This window comes from Hydrogenophaga defluvii, assembly GCF_042665235.1.
GTDB lineage: Bacteria > Pseudomonadota > Gammaproteobacteria > Burkholderiales > Burkholderiaceae_C > Hydrogenophaga > Hydrogenophaga defluvii_A.
Genome location: NZ_JBHTBZ010000005.1, coordinates 143,735 through 157,895, shown reverse-complemented (window position 1 = coordinate 157,895; position 14,161 = coordinate 143,735). Strand labels below are relative to the sequence as shown.

Genomic DNA, 14,161 nt, shown 5'->3' with positions numbered 1-14,161 from the left:
GCCGGGTCAGGGTGTCCCGGTTTTCACCATCGGGGATCAGCCGATGGCTAGGCGTGGCGTCAAACCATCATGCCCGCTTGAACTCGATCACATCGGCACCAGTGGCCAGTTTGTCCAGGTAGTCCGCCCACCGCTGCATCATGTCCGCGCGTTGCTTCAGATAGGTGGTGCGGTTGTAGGCCCGCCCGTTGGCATCCTTCACCGTGTGGGCTAGCTGCGCCTCAATCACCAGCGGGTCGAACTCCAACACTTCATCCAACAGGGTTCGCGCCGTGGCTCTGAAGCCATGAACGGTCTGCACATCGGACCCATAGCCCAGCGTCTGAAGCGCCGCCCGTAGGGTGTTGTCACTGATTGGGATGTTGCGGGATTTCTCGCCGGGGAACAGCAACACGCCGTCGCCGGTCAGGTGGTGCAACTCGCGCAGGATGGCAACCGCCTGGGCAGGCAGGGGCACCAAATGCGGGTCGCCGTTTTCCTTGCCGTCCCGGTTGCGCTTCATGCGCTTGGCCTGAATCGTCCACAGCGCGCCGTCTAGATCGAACTCGGACCACTCCGCCGCGCGTAGCTCGGTCGGTCGCTGAAACAGCATGGGGGTCAGTTGCAGCGCCGCGCGCACGATCAACCCGCCCTTGTAACCTCGGATCGCTCGGATCAGTTCGCCCAGCTTCACCGGGTCGGTGATTGCCCCGAAGTGTTTTCCCCGGTGGGGGGTCAGTGCCCCGGTCAGGTCCACCGCGATATTCCGTTGCGCCTTGCCGGTGGCCACCGCATAGGCAAACACCGCCCGCGCCGTGGACAGTACCCGGTGGGCCACATCCAACGATCCCCGCGCCTCCACCTTGCGAACGTGCATCAACAATTCCACCGGCTCGATCTCAGCAATGCGCCGCTTGCCCACCCAGGGGAACAGGTCTTTTTCCAGATTGCGCAGTTCGCGGGTCTGGTGGTGGCCACTCCACAGGGGTGATTTCTTGCCGAACCACTCCCGCCCCACATGCTCGAAAGTTTCCCCTTCGCTCATGGCCTGTTTGATCTTGTCCAGCTTGCGCGCCTGCACCGGGTCAATGCCGTCCGCCTTTTTCAGCTTTGCCGCCTTCTGTTCCTTGCGCGCAGCAGTCAGGCCCACCGCCGGGTAACTGCCCAGCGCCATGCGGGTTTCCTTGCCGTCTTTGTAGAGTTTCTGAAACCAGCGTTTGCGGCCATTTGGGCTTACCTCAAGGTACAGCCCGCCGGAGTCTGTCAGGCGCTCGCGCTTCTTGCCCGGTGGGCAGGTGGCGTTGCGGCATTCGGCATCGGTCAGCATGGGGGTTCCCCGGTGGGTGGTGTCCCGGTCAAACCGGGGCATGTTCCCCGGTTTTCAGGAAACCGGGGTTTTGTTCCCCGTTATGTTCCCTGCTGTCGTTCTGGCTGTCAATGTCGGTCTTTGTACCCCGTTGCAGGGTAAACCGTTGATTTTCCAAAGAAAAAGGCCGCTAGGTGTATGTTCCTAACGGCCTTTGTCTGTGTGTCTGGTCGGGGTGAGAGGATTCGAACCTCCGGCCTCTACGTCCCGAACGTAGCGCTCTACCAGGCTAAGCTACACCCCGATCTGCTGCCGGAGCGCTAGGTGCGGCGCGTCAACAGGTCAGCCGCTAATTGTAGCAAACCTTGTTGGTAGGTATTTTGGGGCAGTCCGCTGACGACGGCGATGGCGCGTTGGGCTTCCAATTCTGCCGCCTCCCGGGCGCGATCCAGTGCGCCGGTGCGGCGAATGACGTTGGCGATGGTGTCCAGGTGGGTCACGTCGCCTTGTTCGATGGCGTGCCGAATCATGGCCTGCTCTTCGGGGTTGCCCAGTTTCAACGCCCAGATCACCGGCAAGGTCATCTTGCCCTCGCGCAGATCATCGCCCAGGTTTTTTCCCAGCTCGTCGGCCTGACCTTCGTAGTCCAGCACATCGTCAATCACTTGGAAAGCCGTGCCCAGGGCCTGGCCGTAGTCGGCGCAGCGTTGTTCGGTGGCGCTGTCGGCGCCGGCCAGTATCGGGGCCAGACGGGCACTGGCCTCGAACAGCTTGGCTGTTTTGGACCGGATGACGCGCAGGTAGGCGGCTTCGTCCAGATCGGCATCGTGCATGTTCATCAACTGCAGCACCTCGCCTTCGGCGATGACGTTGGTGGCGTCGGCCAGCACCTCCATCACGCGCATCTGACCGACGTCCACCATCATCTGGAAAGCGCGGGAATAGAGGAAGTCGCCCACCAACACGCTGGTGGCGTTGCCGAACACCTCGTTGGCGGTCTGCCGGCCCCGGCGCAGCGTGGACTCGTCCACCACATCGTCGTGCAGCAGGGTTGCGGTGTGGATGAATTCGACCACGGCGGCCAGGGTGTGGCGGTGTGGGCTTGTCAGCCCCAAGGCGCCCGACACGAGCAGCAACAAAGCCGGCCGCAGGCGCTTGCCGCCGGCCGAAATGATGTAGCGTGCCACTTCGCCCACCAGGGGCACGTCGGAGTTAAGACGATGGGCGATCACGTCGTCCACGGCGCGCATGTCGTCGGCAATCAGGGTCAGCACGTGGGCTGCTTGGGAAGCGGGGGGCGTGGAGGACAAGGTGGGGCGCCTGCAAATGTTTCACGGATTATAAAAAGCACGGCCACAGCCCCGTTCGCTGGCGATCCGTTGGTCGTGAGTGGTTTGCGCCGGGCAATATCGTGGGCTATAATCCGTAGTTCGGTGAAAATCCGTTCGCCGATACCTTCACAGGTTTTTGCAGAGGTTCGTCCTCAGAGGTTCATATGTACGCGGTCATAAAAACCGGTGGCAAGCAATATCGCGTTGCTGCTGGCGAAAAAATTAAAGTAGAACAGATTGCTGCGGAAGTGGGCCAAGAGATCGTGATCGACCAGGTTCTGGCTGTCGGCATCGGCAGCGAGATCAAGGTGGGCACGCCCTTGGTTTCCGGCGCAACTGTTACGGTCACGGTGCTCTCGCACGGTCGTGGCGACAAGGTTCGTATCTTCAAGATGCGCCGTCGCAAGCACTACCAAAAGCGTCAGGGTCACCGTCAAAATTTCACCGAGCTGCAGATCGCTTCGATCGCTGCTTGAGCCAAGTTCAGGAGTAAAGCGACATGGCACAGAAAAAAGGCGGCGGCTCTACGCGAAACGGCCGTGATTCCAAGCCAAAGATGCTGGGTGTCAAGGCCTTCGGTGGCGAACTGGTGAGCGCAGGCTCCATCATCGTTCGTCAGCGCGGCACCAAGTTCCACCCCGGCAACAACGTCGGCGTGGGCAAGGACCACACCCTGTTTGCCACGGCCGATGGCCACGTTGAGTTCGCCATCAAGGGCGCGCTGAACCGCCACGTGGTGAACATCACCCCCGTCTGACGCGCCCTGGCGTGTCACCGAAAAAGGCCCGCCTTGCGGGCCTTTTGTGTTTTCTCTTTCTAGAATACGGCCATGAAGTTCGTTGACGAAGCCTATATCGATATTGCCGCTGGTGACGGTGGCAATGGTTGTTCGTCCTTCAGGCACGAGAAATACAAAGAGTTTGGCGGCCCCGACGGTGGCGACGGCGGCCGCGGTGGTCACGTGTACGCGCTGGCCGACGTCAACCTCAACACCCTGGTCGATTTCCGCTACACCCGCAAGTTTGAAGCCCAGCGCGGCGAACACGGCAAGGGTTCGGACATGTTTGGCGTCAAGGGCGACGACATCGTCCTGAAAATGCCTGTGGGCACCATCATCAGCGACGCCGAAACCGGCGAAGTGCTGTTTGAGTTGCTGCAACCGGGTGAGCAGATCCTGATCGCCAAGGGCGGCGATGGTGGTTTTGGCAACATGCGCTTCAAGAGCGCCATCAACCGAGCGCCGCGCCACAAGACGCCCGGCTGGCCGGGCGAGCGACGCAGCCTGAAGATGGAGCTCAAGGTGCTGGCCGATGTGGGCTTGCTGGGCATGCCCAACGCGGGCAAGTCCACGTTGATCACCGCCATCTCCAACGCCCGGCCCAAAATCGCCGATTACCCTTTCACCACGCTGCACCCCAACCTGGGGGTGGTGCGTGTGGGGCCGGAGAAAAGTTTTGTTGTCGCCGATCTGCCCGGGTTGATTCCGGGGGCCAGCGAGGGGGCCGGCCTGGGCCACCAGTTCTTGCGCCACCTGCAGCGCACGCACCTGTTGCTGCATGTGATCGACATGGCCCCGTTCGACGATTCGATTGACCCGGTGGCGCAGGCCAAGGCCATCGTGGCCGAGTTGAAGAAGTACGACAAGGCGTTGTACGAGAAACCGCGTTGGCTCGTCCTCAACAAGCTGGACATGGTGCCTGCTGACGAGCGCGCTGCGCGGGTCAAGGACTTCGTCAAACGCATGCGCCACAAAGGCCCGGTGTTCGAAATTTCCGCGCTCACCCGCGAAGGCTGCGAACAACTCGTGCACAAAATTTTTGACCACATCGTCGCCACGCGCCAGGCCGCGTTGCCTTCGGTGGAGGTCGATCCCCGTTTCCCGCAGCAGTCCTGAGCATGTCCGTCGAAAACGAGAGCGCGGCAGCGGCCGCATCGAGCAGTCTGTTGCCCCGTCTGGACGAGTCTGTGCTGCGCCATGCGCGGCGCATCGTGGTCAAGGTCGGCTCCAGTCTGGTGACCAACGAAGGGCGGGGGCTGGACGAGGCTGCCATTGGGGAGTGGTGTGTGCAGCTCAGTGCTTTGGTCAAGGAAGGGCGCGAGCTCATCATGGTCAGCAGTGGCGCGGTGGCCGAGGGCATGAAGCGCCTGGGTTGGAGCACACGCCCGAAAGAGATCAACGAGTTGCAGGCTGCTGCTGCCGTGGGGCAGATGGGGCTGGTGCAGATGTACGAGACCAAGTTGCGCGAGAGCGGCATTGGCAGTGCGCAGGTGCTGCTGACCCACGCCGACCTGGCCGACCGTGAGCGCTACCTCAACGCCCGTTCCACGCTGCTGACCTTGCTGCAGCTGGGCGTGGTGCCGGTGATCAACGAGAACGACACGGTCGTCAACGACGAGATCAAGTTTGGTGACAACGACACCCTGGGCGCCCTGGTGGCCAACCTGGTGGAGGCGGACGCGCTGGTGATCCTCACTGACCAGAAGGGCTTGTATACCGCCGATCCGCGCAGCAACCCGCAGGCGCAGTTCGTGTTCACCGCCCGTGCAGGTGACCCGGCGTTGGAGGCCATGGCCGGCGGCGCCGGCAGCGGCATTGGCAAGGGGGGCATGATCACCAAGATCCTGGCCGCCAAACGGGCGGCCGGTTCGGGCGCCTCCACCGTCATCGCGTGGGGCCGCGAGCCCGATGCCCTGTTGCGTCTGGCCGCCGGTGAGCCGATTGGCACCTGCCTGTTGGCTCAAACCGCCAAAAGCCAGGCCCGCAAGCGCTGGATGGCCGATCACCTGCAGTTGCGCGGCGCAGTGCTGGTGGACGATGGCGCGGTGGCCAAAATTGTGGAAGAGGGCAAGAGCCTGCTGCCCATTGGCATGACGGGCGTTGAGGGTGAGTTTTCGCGTGGTGACGTGATCGCGGTGCGCGACGCCCGTGGTCAGGAGATTGCGCGTGGGCTGGCCAATTACGCCAGCTCGGAGGCACGGCTGATTTGCCGGCGCGCCTCCGCCGAGTTTGAGCGACTGCTCGGCTACGCGGCCGAGCCTGAGATGATCCACCGAACCAACCTGGTGCTCACCAAAGGCTGAGGCGCAGGGGCGACTCAGCGCAGACCGACGTTTTTGCCACCTCGTCGCAGGTCGGCCAGCAGGCGTTCCATGGGCTCGGTTGGCGTGCGACCTTCGCAGAAGGCGAGGTACGCCAAGCGTGCTGCTGGCAAGGATGCGGCCACGCCCGACAGCGGACGCCAAGGGGTGCTGCCGTTGTATGGCACCCAGCGTTGCTCAGACGGGTTCCAGCGCGCGTAGTTGCGTGCCTCGCCGGTTTCGCACCGCAAGCCCTCGTACAAAATGTTTTCCGCGCCGCTGTTGCTGCGCGCCACCAGCACGTAGCGCAAGACGCGATCGCTGCCCACGCTGATGCTGCTGGCATCCACACTGAATTGCAGTTCGGTGCGCGTGCTCATGTCAAAGGGGATGGGTGCACTGCGCTGCAACGGCCCGGGCAGCGACACCTCGTTTTCCTGCCAGACCGACTGCGCATGAGAGGGCAATGCGCAGACGGCCATTCCCAGCGCCAAGGGCACTGTCCAGAGCTGTCTCATCCGCCCGACCTTTGTTGGATGGGTGCTGACTGGGTGGCCATGGTCTGAGGATCAGGATCAAAGCTGGCGCCGGGAGGCAACTCCAACCCCATGTGGCTGGAGACAGGCCCGCTGTCGGCGCCGTCGCGATGGCGGAGGTTGCCGCGAAGGTAGCGGTTGCGCGGATCGGTGCGGGGCAGGTAGCGTGAAAGCTCGGTCAGCGCCATCTCATAGACGCCACGCTTGAACTCCACCACCACGTCCAGCGGCACCCAGTAGTCGTTCCAACGCCAGGCATCGAATTCCGGGTGGTTGGTGGCGCGCAGATTCAAGTTCCAGTCGTGGCCAATCAGCCTGAGCAGATACCAGATCTGCTTCTGTCCCTTGTAATGCCCACGGGCATCGCGCCGTATGTAACGGTCTGGCACTTCGTAGCGCAACCAGTCCCGCGTGCGGGCCACAATCGCCACGTGCTCCGGCATCAGACCCACCTCCTCGTGGAGCTCCCGGTACATGGCCTGCTCGGGGGTTTCGCCCCGGTCAATGCCACCCTGCGGAAACTGCCAGGAGTGGGTGCGGATACGCTTCCCCCAGAACACCTGGTTCTTCTGGTTGAGCAGAATGATGCCGACATTGGGCCTGAAGCCTTCTCTGTCAAGCATAATCAACCCCAAATTTTTGAACTGTCTTCATTATGCACCGCTGTGCAACTGAAATGAAGCGCACACGCCGCCCGCCGGCCCTTTCTGTTCAGTCTCTTCCCGCATTTCTCCCACACGCCGCCACATGAAAGCCTCGCAGTTTTTTGTCTCCACCTTCAAGGAAGCCCCGTCCGACGCCGAGGTGGTCAGCCACCGCCTCATGATGCGTGCCGGCATGATCAAAAAGCTGGGTGCCGGCATTTACACCTACATGCCCATGGGCCTGCGGGTGATTCGCAAGGTGGAGCAAATCGTGCGCGAGGAAATGAACCGAGCGGGTGCGGTGGAGCTGACCATGCCGGTGGTGCAACCGGCAGAGCTCTGGCAGGAGACCGGGCGATTCGACAAGATGGGCCCGGAGCTGCTGCGCATCAAGGACCGCCACGAGCGCGACTTTGTGGTGCAACCCACTTCCGAGGAAGTGGTCACTGACATTGCGCGCCAGGAACTGCGCAGCTACAAACAACTGCCCAAGAACTTTTATCAGATCCAAACCAAATTCCGCGACGAACGCCGGCCGCGTTTTGGCCTGATGCGTGGGCGTGAATTCATCATGAAGGACGCCTACAGCTTCGACCGCGACCGCGACAGCGCGCAGGCCAGCTACCAAGTGATGGCGGCGGCCTACCGCCGCATCTTCGACCGTTTTGGCCTGACCTACCGCGCCGTGGCGGCCGACAGCGGCGCCATTGGTGGCGACCTGAGCGAGGAGTTCCAGGTCATCGCCGCGACTGGCGAAGACGCCATCGTCTACTGCCCGAACAGCGACTATGCCGCCAACATGGAGAAGGCCGAAGCGTTGGCACCCGCTGGCCCCCGCCCGGCCGCAGTTTCTCCGCTGAGCAAGACGCCCACCCCCGGCAAGGCCACCTGCGCTGACGTGGCCGAACTGCTGGGTGTGCCACTGTCCACCACGGTCAAGTCGCTGGTGCTGGCCACCGACGAGATCAACGAGCGCGATGAAATCGTCAACAGCACGGTCTGGCTGCTGCTGCTGCGCGGCGACCACGACATGAACGAAGTCAAGGTGGGCAAATTGCCCGGCCTGGACATGGGATTCCGTTTTGCCACTTTGGCCGAGATCGAAGACCACTTCGGCTGCAAGCCCGGTTACCTGGGACCGCTGAACCTGAAAAAACCCGTGCAAGTCGTGGCCGACCGCGAGGTGGCCGTGATGGCCGACTGGATCTGCGGCGCCAACGAGGCGGACTTCCACATGACCGGCGTCAACTGGGGTCGCGACCTGCCCGAGCCCGATCTGGTGGCCGACATCCGCAACGTGGTGGCGGGCGACGCTTCGCCCGACGGCAAGGGTGTGCTGGCCATTGAGCGCGGCATCGAAGTGGGGCATGTGTTCTACCTGGGCACCAAATACAGCCAGGCCATGAACGCCACTTTCCTGGACACCGACGGCAAACCCAAGCCGTTTGAGATGGGTTGCTACGGCATCGGTGTGACCCGCCTGCCGGCGGCGGCCATCGAGCAGAACCACGATGAGCGCGGCATCATCTGGCCCGACGCCATCGCGCCGTTCAGCGTCGTGATCTGCCCCATCGGCATGGACCGCAGCGACGCGGTGAAACAGGCGGCCGAACAACTGCACGACGAGCTGGTGGCTGCCGGCGTGGACGTGCTGCTGGACGACCGCGGTGAGCGCCCTGGCGCCATGTTTGCCGATTGGGAACTGATTGGTGTGCCGCACCGCGTGACCATTGGCGACAAGGGGCTCAAGGACGGCGTGGTGGAGTACCAGCACCGGCGTGATACCGAGGCGACCAAGGTGGCGCTGGCGGAAATTGCGGCACTGATCCAGGGCCGCTTGAAGGCATGAGGCCGCTGAGCGACCCTGGCAGGCGCCGCCTGCTGGGCGCTGCGGCGGCGTGGGCAGTGGCTGGTGCTTGGCCTCGGCCTACTGCGGCCGGACAACTCGAAGAGCCACTGGCTGATTCGGTGCGTGGCGCGCTGGCATCGGCCATCGCCAGCAGCGCACCGCCAGTGCCCGATTTTCATACAACCGAGGCGCGATTGGACTACCTGCGCTGGCTCGGTCGCATGAGCGAACGCTTGGCGCGCCGCAAGCCCGACCTGCAGCACCGCGTGGAGTTTTTGCAGACCATCTGGTACGAAAGCCGCCGCGCGGGCTTGGACACTTCCCTGGTACTGGGTTTGGTGCAGGTGGAGAGCGCCTTTCGAAAGTTCGCCATTTCCAGTGTCGGCGCGCGGGGTTACATGCAGATCATGCCGTTTTGGGTGCGTTTGATTGGCGATGGCGACGTCGGCAAGCTGTTCCACATGCAGACCAACCTGCGTTTTGGTTGCGTGATCCTGCGCCACTACCTGGACCGAGAGCGCGGTGATATGTTCATGGCCCTGGGCCGCTACAACGGCAGCCGAGGGCGCGATCCTTACCCGAACGCGGTGTTTGCCGCGCAGAAGAACTGGGTCTTGGCCGCCTGACGGCGGCGTTTATTGCAGGAAACCCATGCGGGATTTGTTCCCGCCCGCCCGCGGCAAATCGTCGGCCGCGATGGCATCGCGCTGTTCCAGGCGCGCATTGCCAAACCCCGTCATGAGGGCACGCCGCATCTCACGCGGTGCCAAGGTGGCCAACTGATCCAGCACATCGTCGTTCGGCTCGTCGGCAAAAAGCCGGCCCCAGTCGTGTTCTTCACGTATCGTCGCGTAAAGGTGGCGAGCAATCCGGCGCGCCGCCTCCAGCGTGGGCGCCTGGATCTCGTACACGTTCATGCGGTTGCGTATCGGCTCCGGGATACCGCGCTCGTCGTTGGCGGTGGTGATCCAGATCACCTGGCTGGCATCCACCGCCACCTCGGCGAATTCGTCCACAAAACGCTGGGCGGTGTCGTGTTCCAGCAGGCTGTAGAGCGCCCCCAACGGGTCGTACTGGGCGTCGGCGCTGGCCTTGTCGATTTCGTCCACCACGATCACCGGGTTGGCGTACTGGCCGTCCACCAGGGCCTCGAACACCTTGCCCGGTTTGGCGCCTTTCCATTGTGAGGACGAGCCCGAGAGCAGCCAGCCGGCCGTCATGGAGCTCATGGGCACCAGGCTCATGCCGGTGCCCAGCAGATCGGCCAGTTGGCGGGCAAAGTGGGTTTTGCCCACGCCGGGCGGCCCCAGCAGCAGCATGGGGGTCACTTCCAATGCGTCGCGACTGTCCTGGCTCAGGGCGACGTGGCGTTTCACGTCGTCCAGCACCTCGGTGAAGTTGGGCAGCAGGTCATAGAGCGGCTCCATGCGCGGCACACCCGAGGGCTTGACCGCAAAACGCTGCGGGCCCCGCTCCAGCATGCGTTCGTAGGTGGCGCGAAGGCTTTCATGTTCGCGTTCGGCGCCGCTGGTTTGCAGCTTGACGAGTTTGCGCTGGACCTCGTCGGCATGGAACACGCTGCGCATGTGCGCAATGGGCAGGTTCAGGTCGTTGGTGGTGACCAGACTGTTCGAGCTCATGGCTTCCTCCTTGAACAAATCAACCGCAGGGACCACGGTTTTCATTCAAGCACAAGCCATGCCCGCCCATCAATGCGTGAAACGCCGGAACTGCGGCAGGTGTTGCCTTTTGATCAAAGGATCAAAAAGGCTGGGCCTCAGCTCTGTCCGGTGATGACCTGTTGCAGTTCACCCGACTCGTACATCTCCATCATGATGTCGGAGCCGCCGATGAACTCGCCCTTGACATAGAGCTGGGGGATGGTGGGCCACTGGCTGTAGTCCTTGATGCCCTGGCGGATTTCCGGGTCGTCCAGCACGTTGACGGTTTTCAGGTCCTTGGGGTCGACGCCGCAGGCTTTGAGGATTTGCACCGCGCGGCCCGAGAAGCCGCACATGGGGAAGCTGGCGCTTCCCTTCATGAACAGGACGATGTCGTTGGATTTGACCAACTGGTCGATGCGGGTGTGTGCGTCGCTCATGGATTCGCTCCGAAAAAGGTGAATGGGTGGATTATCCCCGCCCGGCCCATTGGCCGCCGCTGCAGCGGTCCAAGCCCGCCAGATCGGTGCGGGTGCTGACCGCCTCAAAGCCCGCCGCCCTCAGCAGGGCGCGCACGGCGGCGCCTTGGTCGTGTCCGTGCTCCAGCAGCAGCCAGCCACCGGGCACCAAGTACTCGCCTGCTTGCGCCACGATGGTGCGTATGTCGTCCAGCCCATCGGCGCCGCTGGTGAGGGCCGACAGCGGCTCGTGGGTGAGGGCGCGCAGGTGAGGGTCGCCTTCGGCCACGTAGGGCGGGTTGGAGACGATGGCGTCGAAGCGCTGGCCGTTGGGCAGGGCCTGAAACCACGAACCCGCCAGGAAACGCACCGGCAGACCCAAAGCCTGGGCGTTGGTTTGGGCCACCGCCAGTGCGGCCAGGCTGGCGTCCACGGCGTGGACCTCAGCGCTGGGGCGTTGGTGCTGAATGGCCAGGGCCACGGCGCCACTGCCGGTGCCCAGGTCCAACACCTGGGGCTGAGTTTTGCCATGCAGAGCGTCCAGGGCCCAGTCCACCAGCGTCTCGGTGTCGGGGCGGGGGTCGAGCACACGCGCGTCCACCCGGAGTTGCAAGCCATAAAACGCTTTGTGGCCGGTGAGGTAGGCCACAGGCTCGCCCGCCAAGCGGCGCTGGCACAGGGCATTGAATGTGGTGGATGGCTCGGCGGGGAGGGCGTCGGTGTCGTGCGCCAGCAGCCAGGCACGGTCATTGGGGTCGCGGCCCAGCGTGTGGAGCAGCAGCAGCTGGGCATCGATGCGGGCCAGCCCTTGGGCCTGGGCGTCGAGCAGCGCCTGTTTGAGCGTCTGCATGGGCATCAACGCAGGGCGCCGCTGGGGGCCTGGGCTTCCAGGTCGGCCAGCAGCTCGGCGCCACGCGCCACCTGCAGCGCGTGGACGATGTCGCCCAGGTCACCTTCCATCACCTGGCCCAGCTTGTAGAGCGTGAGGTTGATGCGGTGGTCGGTGAGGCGGCCCTGCGGGAAGTTGTAGGTGCGGATGCGGTCGCTGCGGTCGCCGCTGCCCACCAGGCCTTTGCGCAAAGCGGCCTCTTTGGCCGCGCGTTCGCTGCGTTCCTTTTCCTGGATGCGCGCCTGCAGCACTTGCAGCGCCTTGGCCTTGTTGCTGTGTTGGCTGCGGCCGTCTTGGCATTCGGCCACGATGCCGGTGGGCAGGTGCACCACACGCACGGCGGAGTCGGTCTTGTTGATGTGCTGGCCACCGGCCCCGCTGGCGCGGAAGGTGTCGATGCGCAGGTCGGCCGGGTTGAGCTTGATGGCCTCAGCCTCGTCGGGTTCGGGCATCACCGCCACGGTGCAGGCGCTGGTGTGGATGCGGCCCTGGGTTTCGGTGGCGGGCACACGTTGCACGCGGTGGCCGCCCGACTCGAAGCGCAGTTTGCCGTAGGCGTGGTGGCCGACGATGCGCAGCACCAGTTCCTTGTAGCCGCCGAGCTCGCTGGGCGACTCGCTCACCACCTCCACTTGCCAATGTTGACTGTCGGCGTAGCGGGTGTACATGCGCGCCAGATCGCCGGCAAACAGCGCCGACTCGTCGCCGCCGGTGCCAGCGCGGATTTCCAGGAACGCGTGGCGCTCGTCGTCCGGGTCCTTGGGCAGCAGCATCAGCTGCAGTTCGGTGTCCAGGGCGGCCAGCTCGGCTTGCGCGCTGTCGATTTCCACGGCCGCCATGGCCGCCATGTCGACGTCAGCGTCTTGAGCCATGGCCTGGGCGGCGGCGAGGTCGCGCGTGCGCTGCTGGTGGCGCAGGTAGACCTGCACCAGGGCATCGGTTTCGGCGTGTTCGCGGGTGAGCTGGCGAAAGCGTGCCATGTCGCCTGTGGCATCGGGCGCACTCAGGAGCGCGTCCAGCTCGTGCAGGCGCAGGCGCTGGCGTTCAAGGGTGTCGCGGAGAAAGGGCTTCATGACGGATGGAGCGTGGATAGGAGAAAAAAGGTGGTGCCATGCGCGCGCTGCGCGCCACCACCTAGCGCTCGCGCAGGAAGAGGCGCGAAACGGTCTGGGCCGTGGCTTCGCGCGCCTCGGCATCACCCGTGTGCAGCTCGGCCAGGGTGCCGTGCAGCATCTTCTGGGTCAGGCCTTTGGCCAGGGCTTCCAGCACGGCTTCCACGTCCTCGCCTTTGGCGAGGCGCTTGCGCGCGCGGGCAAGTTCCACCTCGCGCCAGACGTCGGTTTGCTGGTGGATTTGCTGGATGAGCTGCACAACGCCGGCTTTGGGGTCGCGTTGCTGCATCCAGTGCATGAAACTCTGCACCCCGGCGTCGATGATGGCCTCGGCCTGGGCGACGGCGGCCTGGCGGTTGTCGCGCCCGGTCTGCACCACGGCGGCCAAATCGTCCACTGTGTAGAGGTAGACGTCTTCCAGCGCCTTGACTTCCTGTTCGATGTCACGCGGCACCGCCAGATCGACCATGAAGATGGGCCGGTGTTTGCGGCGTTTGAGCGCGCGCTCCACCGCGCCCAGGCCAATGATGGGCAGGGTGCTGGCGGTGCAGCTGACCACAGCGTCGTACTCGTGCAGGCGCTCGGGCAAATCGGCCAGGCGCAGCACCTCGGCACCAAAGCGGCCGGCCAGGGCTTCGCCGCGCTCCAGCGTGCGGTTGGCAATCGCCATGCCTTTGGGTGTCTTGGCCGCAAAGTGGGTGGCGGCCAACTCGATCATCTCGCCGGCGCCCACGAAGAGCACCTTGATGTCTTTCAGGTCTTCAAAGAGCTGGCCGGCCAGGCGCACGGCAGCGGCCGTCATGCTGATGGAGTGGGCGCCGATCTCGGTGGAGCTGCGCACCTGCTTGGCCACCGCAAAGGAACGTTGGAACAGCTGGTGCAGTGTGGTGCCCAGGGCGCCGGCGTCATCGGCCGCCCGCACGGCGTCTTTCAGCTGGCCCAGGATCTGTGCCTCGCCCAGCACCATGCTGTCCAGCCCGCTGGCCACGCGAAAGGCATGGCGGGCGGCGTCGTCGCCTTGCAGGATGTAGGCGTGGCTGCGCAACTCGTGGGGGCTCACGCCACCGGCCTGGGCCAACCAGGCAATGGCCGGGTCCAGCGACTGACCGTCGGTGGAGCAATAGATTTCGGTGCGGTTGCAGGTGGACAGCAAGGTGGCTTCGGGCGCCCGTGCCATCGACTGGCGGAAACGTGCCAGGGTGTGAGGGATCTGGTCCAGCGGAAACGCGAACCGCCCGCGCAAATCCAAGGGCGCGGTGTGGTGGTTGATGCCGAGAGTCCAGACGGTCATGTAGTGAATTATAAAATTTCAAATCGT

At 64.0% G+C, this 14,161-nt stretch carries 15 protein-coding genes and 1 tRNA gene; 6 read left to right on the top strand and 10 right to left on the bottom strand.

Features of this window, described 5'->3' with window-relative positions; translation table 11 throughout:
- Positions 1 to 67 precede the first annotated feature (67 nt).
- From ACFQU0_RS02555 to ACFQU0_RS02545, 3 genes are all read right to left on the bottom strand, one after another.
- Positions 68 to 1,306, bottom strand: a complete 1,239-nt coding sequence (locus tag ACFQU0_RS02555) for a tyrosine-type recombinase/integrase (protein ID WP_382198541.1) — start codon at positions 1,304 to 1,306, stop codon at positions 68 to 70.
- A gap of 206 nt (positions 1,307 to 1,512) precedes the next feature.
- A tRNA-Pro gene (locus ACFQU0_RS02550) sits at positions 1,513 to 1,589 on the bottom strand.
- Positions 1,590 to 1,605: 16 nt separating this feature from the next.
- Positions 1,606 to 2,535, bottom strand: a complete 930-nt coding sequence (locus ACFQU0_RS02545; RefSeq protein WP_382198552.1) for a polyprenyl synthetase family protein — start codon at positions 2,533 to 2,535, stop codon at positions 1,606 to 1,608.
- A 245-nt stretch (positions 2,536 to 2,780) separates the two neighbouring features.
- On the opposite strand from ACFQU0_RS02545, the gene rplU reads away from it, so the two are divergent.
- The 4 genes from rplU (at position 2,781) to proB (ending at position 5,697) form a co-directional block, all read left to right on the top strand.
- The gene (rplU, locus tag ACFQU0_RS02540; protein ID WP_382198540.1) at positions 2,781 to 3,092 is read left to right on the top strand and encodes a 50S ribosomal protein L21; all 312 of its coding nucleotides are present in this window, start codon (positions 2,781 to 2,783) and stop codon (positions 3,090 to 3,092) included.
- Between the two features lie 23 nt (positions 3,093 to 3,115).
- Positions 3,116 to 3,373 carry a 50S ribosomal protein L27 gene (gene rpmA / locus ACFQU0_RS02535; RefSeq protein ID WP_382198539.1) on the top strand — a complete coding sequence of 86 codons (258 nt, stop codon included), beginning with the start codon at positions 3,116 to 3,118 and terminating at the stop codon, positions 3,371 to 3,373.
- 72 nt (positions 3,374 to 3,445) lie between these two features.
- Complete coding sequence (gene cgtA, locus ACFQU0_RS02530; RefSeq protein WP_382198538.1) at positions 3,446 to 4,510, top strand: Obg family GTPase CgtA; 1,065 nt, start codon at positions 3,446 to 3,448, stop codon at positions 4,508 to 4,510.
- Between the two features lie 74 nt (positions 4,511 to 4,584).
- On the top strand, positions 4,585 to 5,697 hold the full coding sequence (gene proB / locus ACFQU0_RS02525; protein WP_382198551.1) for a glutamate 5-kinase: 1,113 nt from the start codon (positions 4,585 to 4,587) through the stop codon (positions 5,695 to 5,697).
- A gap of 14 nt (positions 5,698 to 5,711) precedes the next feature.
- On the opposite strand, the gene ACFQU0_RS02520 is transcribed toward proB, so the two are convergent.
- The gene (locus ACFQU0_RS02520) at positions 5,712 to 6,212 is read right to left on the bottom strand and encodes a CNP1-like family protein (RefSeq protein ID WP_382198537.1); all 501 of its coding nucleotides are present in this window, start codon (positions 6,210 to 6,212) and stop codon (positions 5,712 to 5,714) included.
- Positions 6,209 to 6,853, bottom strand: a complete 645-nt coding sequence (locus ACFQU0_RS02515) for an RNA pyrophosphohydrolase (protein WP_382198536.1) — start codon at positions 6,851 to 6,853, stop codon at positions 6,209 to 6,211. Before ACFQU0_RS02515 ends, ACFQU0_RS02520 begins: the two co-directional genes overlap by 4 nt.
- Positions 6,854 to 6,977: 124 nt before the next feature.
- Here ACFQU0_RS02515 and ACFQU0_RS02510 point away from each other — a divergent pair, with 124 nt between their 5' ends.
- Complete coding sequence (locus tag ACFQU0_RS02510; RefSeq protein ID WP_382198535.1) at positions 6,978 to 8,723, top strand: proline--tRNA ligase; 1,746 nt, start codon at positions 6,978 to 6,980, stop codon at positions 8,721 to 8,723.
- Positions 8,720 to 9,349, top strand: coding sequence for a lytic transglycosylase domain-containing protein (locus ACFQU0_RS02505; protein ID WP_382198533.1), 630 nt, complete (start codon positions 8,720 to 8,722; stop codon positions 9,347 to 9,349). Before ACFQU0_RS02510 ends, ACFQU0_RS02505 begins: the two co-directional genes overlap by 4 nt.
- A gap of 9 nt (positions 9,350 to 9,358) precedes the next feature.
- Here the strand turns inward: ACFQU0_RS02505 and ACFQU0_RS02500 are convergent, their stop codons facing one another.
- The 5 genes from ACFQU0_RS02500 to hemA form a co-directional block, all read right to left on the bottom strand.
- Entirely contained in the window at positions 9,359 to 10,363 is a 1,005-nt protein-coding gene (locus ACFQU0_RS02500; RefSeq protein WP_382198531.1) for an AAA family ATPase, read from the bottom strand.
- 137 nt (positions 10,364 to 10,500) lie between these two features.
- Entirely contained in the window at positions 10,501 to 10,824 is a 324-nt protein-coding gene (gene grxD / locus ACFQU0_RS02495) for a Grx4 family monothiol glutaredoxin (protein WP_382198529.1), read from the bottom strand.
- A gap of 31 nt (positions 10,825 to 10,855) precedes the next feature.
- The gene (gene prmC / locus ACFQU0_RS02490; RefSeq protein ID WP_382198528.1) at positions 10,856 to 11,698 is read right to left on the bottom strand and encodes a peptide chain release factor N(5)-glutamine methyltransferase; all 843 of its coding nucleotides are present in this window, start codon (positions 11,696 to 11,698) and stop codon (positions 10,856 to 10,858) included.
- Positions 11,698 to 12,804, bottom strand: a complete 1,107-nt coding sequence (gene prfA, locus ACFQU0_RS02485; RefSeq protein ID WP_382198526.1) for a peptide chain release factor 1 — start codon at positions 12,802 to 12,804, stop codon at positions 11,698 to 11,700. Before prfA ends, prmC begins: the two co-directional genes overlap by 1 nt.
- A gap of 61 nt (positions 12,805 to 12,865) precedes the next feature.
- Positions 12,866 to 14,134, bottom strand: coding sequence for a glutamyl-tRNA reductase (gene hemA / locus ACFQU0_RS02480; protein ID WP_382198524.1), 1,269 nt, complete (start codon positions 14,132 to 14,134; stop codon positions 12,866 to 12,868).
- Positions 14,135 to 14,161 lie beyond the last annotated feature (27 nt).

What these genes read in the sequence shown, in the direction of transcription:
- rplU (WP_382198540.1), top strand. Translation starts at nt 2,781, where the DNA reads ATGTACGCGGTCATAAAAACCGGTGGCAAGCAATATCGCGTTGCTGCT.
- hemA (WP_382198524.1), bottom strand. Translation starts at nt 14,134, where the DNA reads ATGACCGTCTGGACTCTCGGCATCAACCACCACACCGCGCCCTTGGAT.
- ACFQU0_RS02505 (WP_382198533.1), top strand. Translation starts at nt 8,720, where the DNA reads ATGAGGCCGCTGAGCGACCCTGGCAGGCGCCGCCTGCTGGGCGCTGCG.
- cgtA (WP_382198538.1), top strand. Translation starts at nt 3,446, where the DNA reads ATGAAGTTCGTTGACGAAGCCTATATCGATATTGCCGCTGGTGACGGT.
- rpmA (WP_382198539.1), top strand. Translation starts at nt 3,116, where the DNA reads ATGGCACAGAAAAAAGGCGGCGGCTCTACGCGAAACGGCCGTGATTCC.
- prmC (WP_382198528.1), bottom strand. Translation starts at nt 11,698, where the DNA reads ATGCCCATGCAGACGCTCAAACAGGCGCTGCTCGACGCCCAGGCCCAA.
- ACFQU0_RS02555 (WP_382198541.1), bottom strand. Translation starts at nt 1,306, where the DNA reads ATGCTGACCGATGCCGAATGCCGCAACGCCACCTGCCCACCGGGCAAG.
- ACFQU0_RS02510 (WP_382198535.1), top strand. Translation starts at nt 6,978, where the DNA reads ATGAAAGCCTCGCAGTTTTTTGTCTCCACCTTCAAGGAAGCCCCGTCC.
- prfA (WP_382198526.1), bottom strand. Translation starts at nt 12,804, where the DNA reads ATGAAGCCCTTTCTCCGCGACACCCTTGAACGCCAGCGCCTGCGCCTG.
- grxD (WP_382198529.1), bottom strand. Translation starts at nt 10,824, where the DNA reads ATGAGCGACGCACACACCCGCATCGACCAGTTGGTCAAATCCAACGAC.
- ACFQU0_RS02500 (WP_382198531.1), bottom strand. Translation starts at nt 10,363, where the DNA reads ATGAGCTCGAACAGTCTGGTCACCACCAACGACCTGAACCTGCCCATT.
- ACFQU0_RS02520 (WP_382198537.1), bottom strand. Translation starts at nt 6,212, where the DNA reads ATGAGACAGCTCTGGACAGTGCCCTTGGCGCTGGGAATGGCCGTCTGC.
- ACFQU0_RS02515 (WP_382198536.1), bottom strand. Translation starts at nt 6,853, where the DNA reads ATGCTTGACAGAGAAGGCTTCAGGCCCAATGTCGGCATCATTCTGCTC.
- ACFQU0_RS02545 (WP_382198552.1), bottom strand. Translation starts at nt 2,535, where the DNA reads ATGCGCGCCGTGGACGACGTGATCGCCCATCGTCTTAACTCCGACGTG.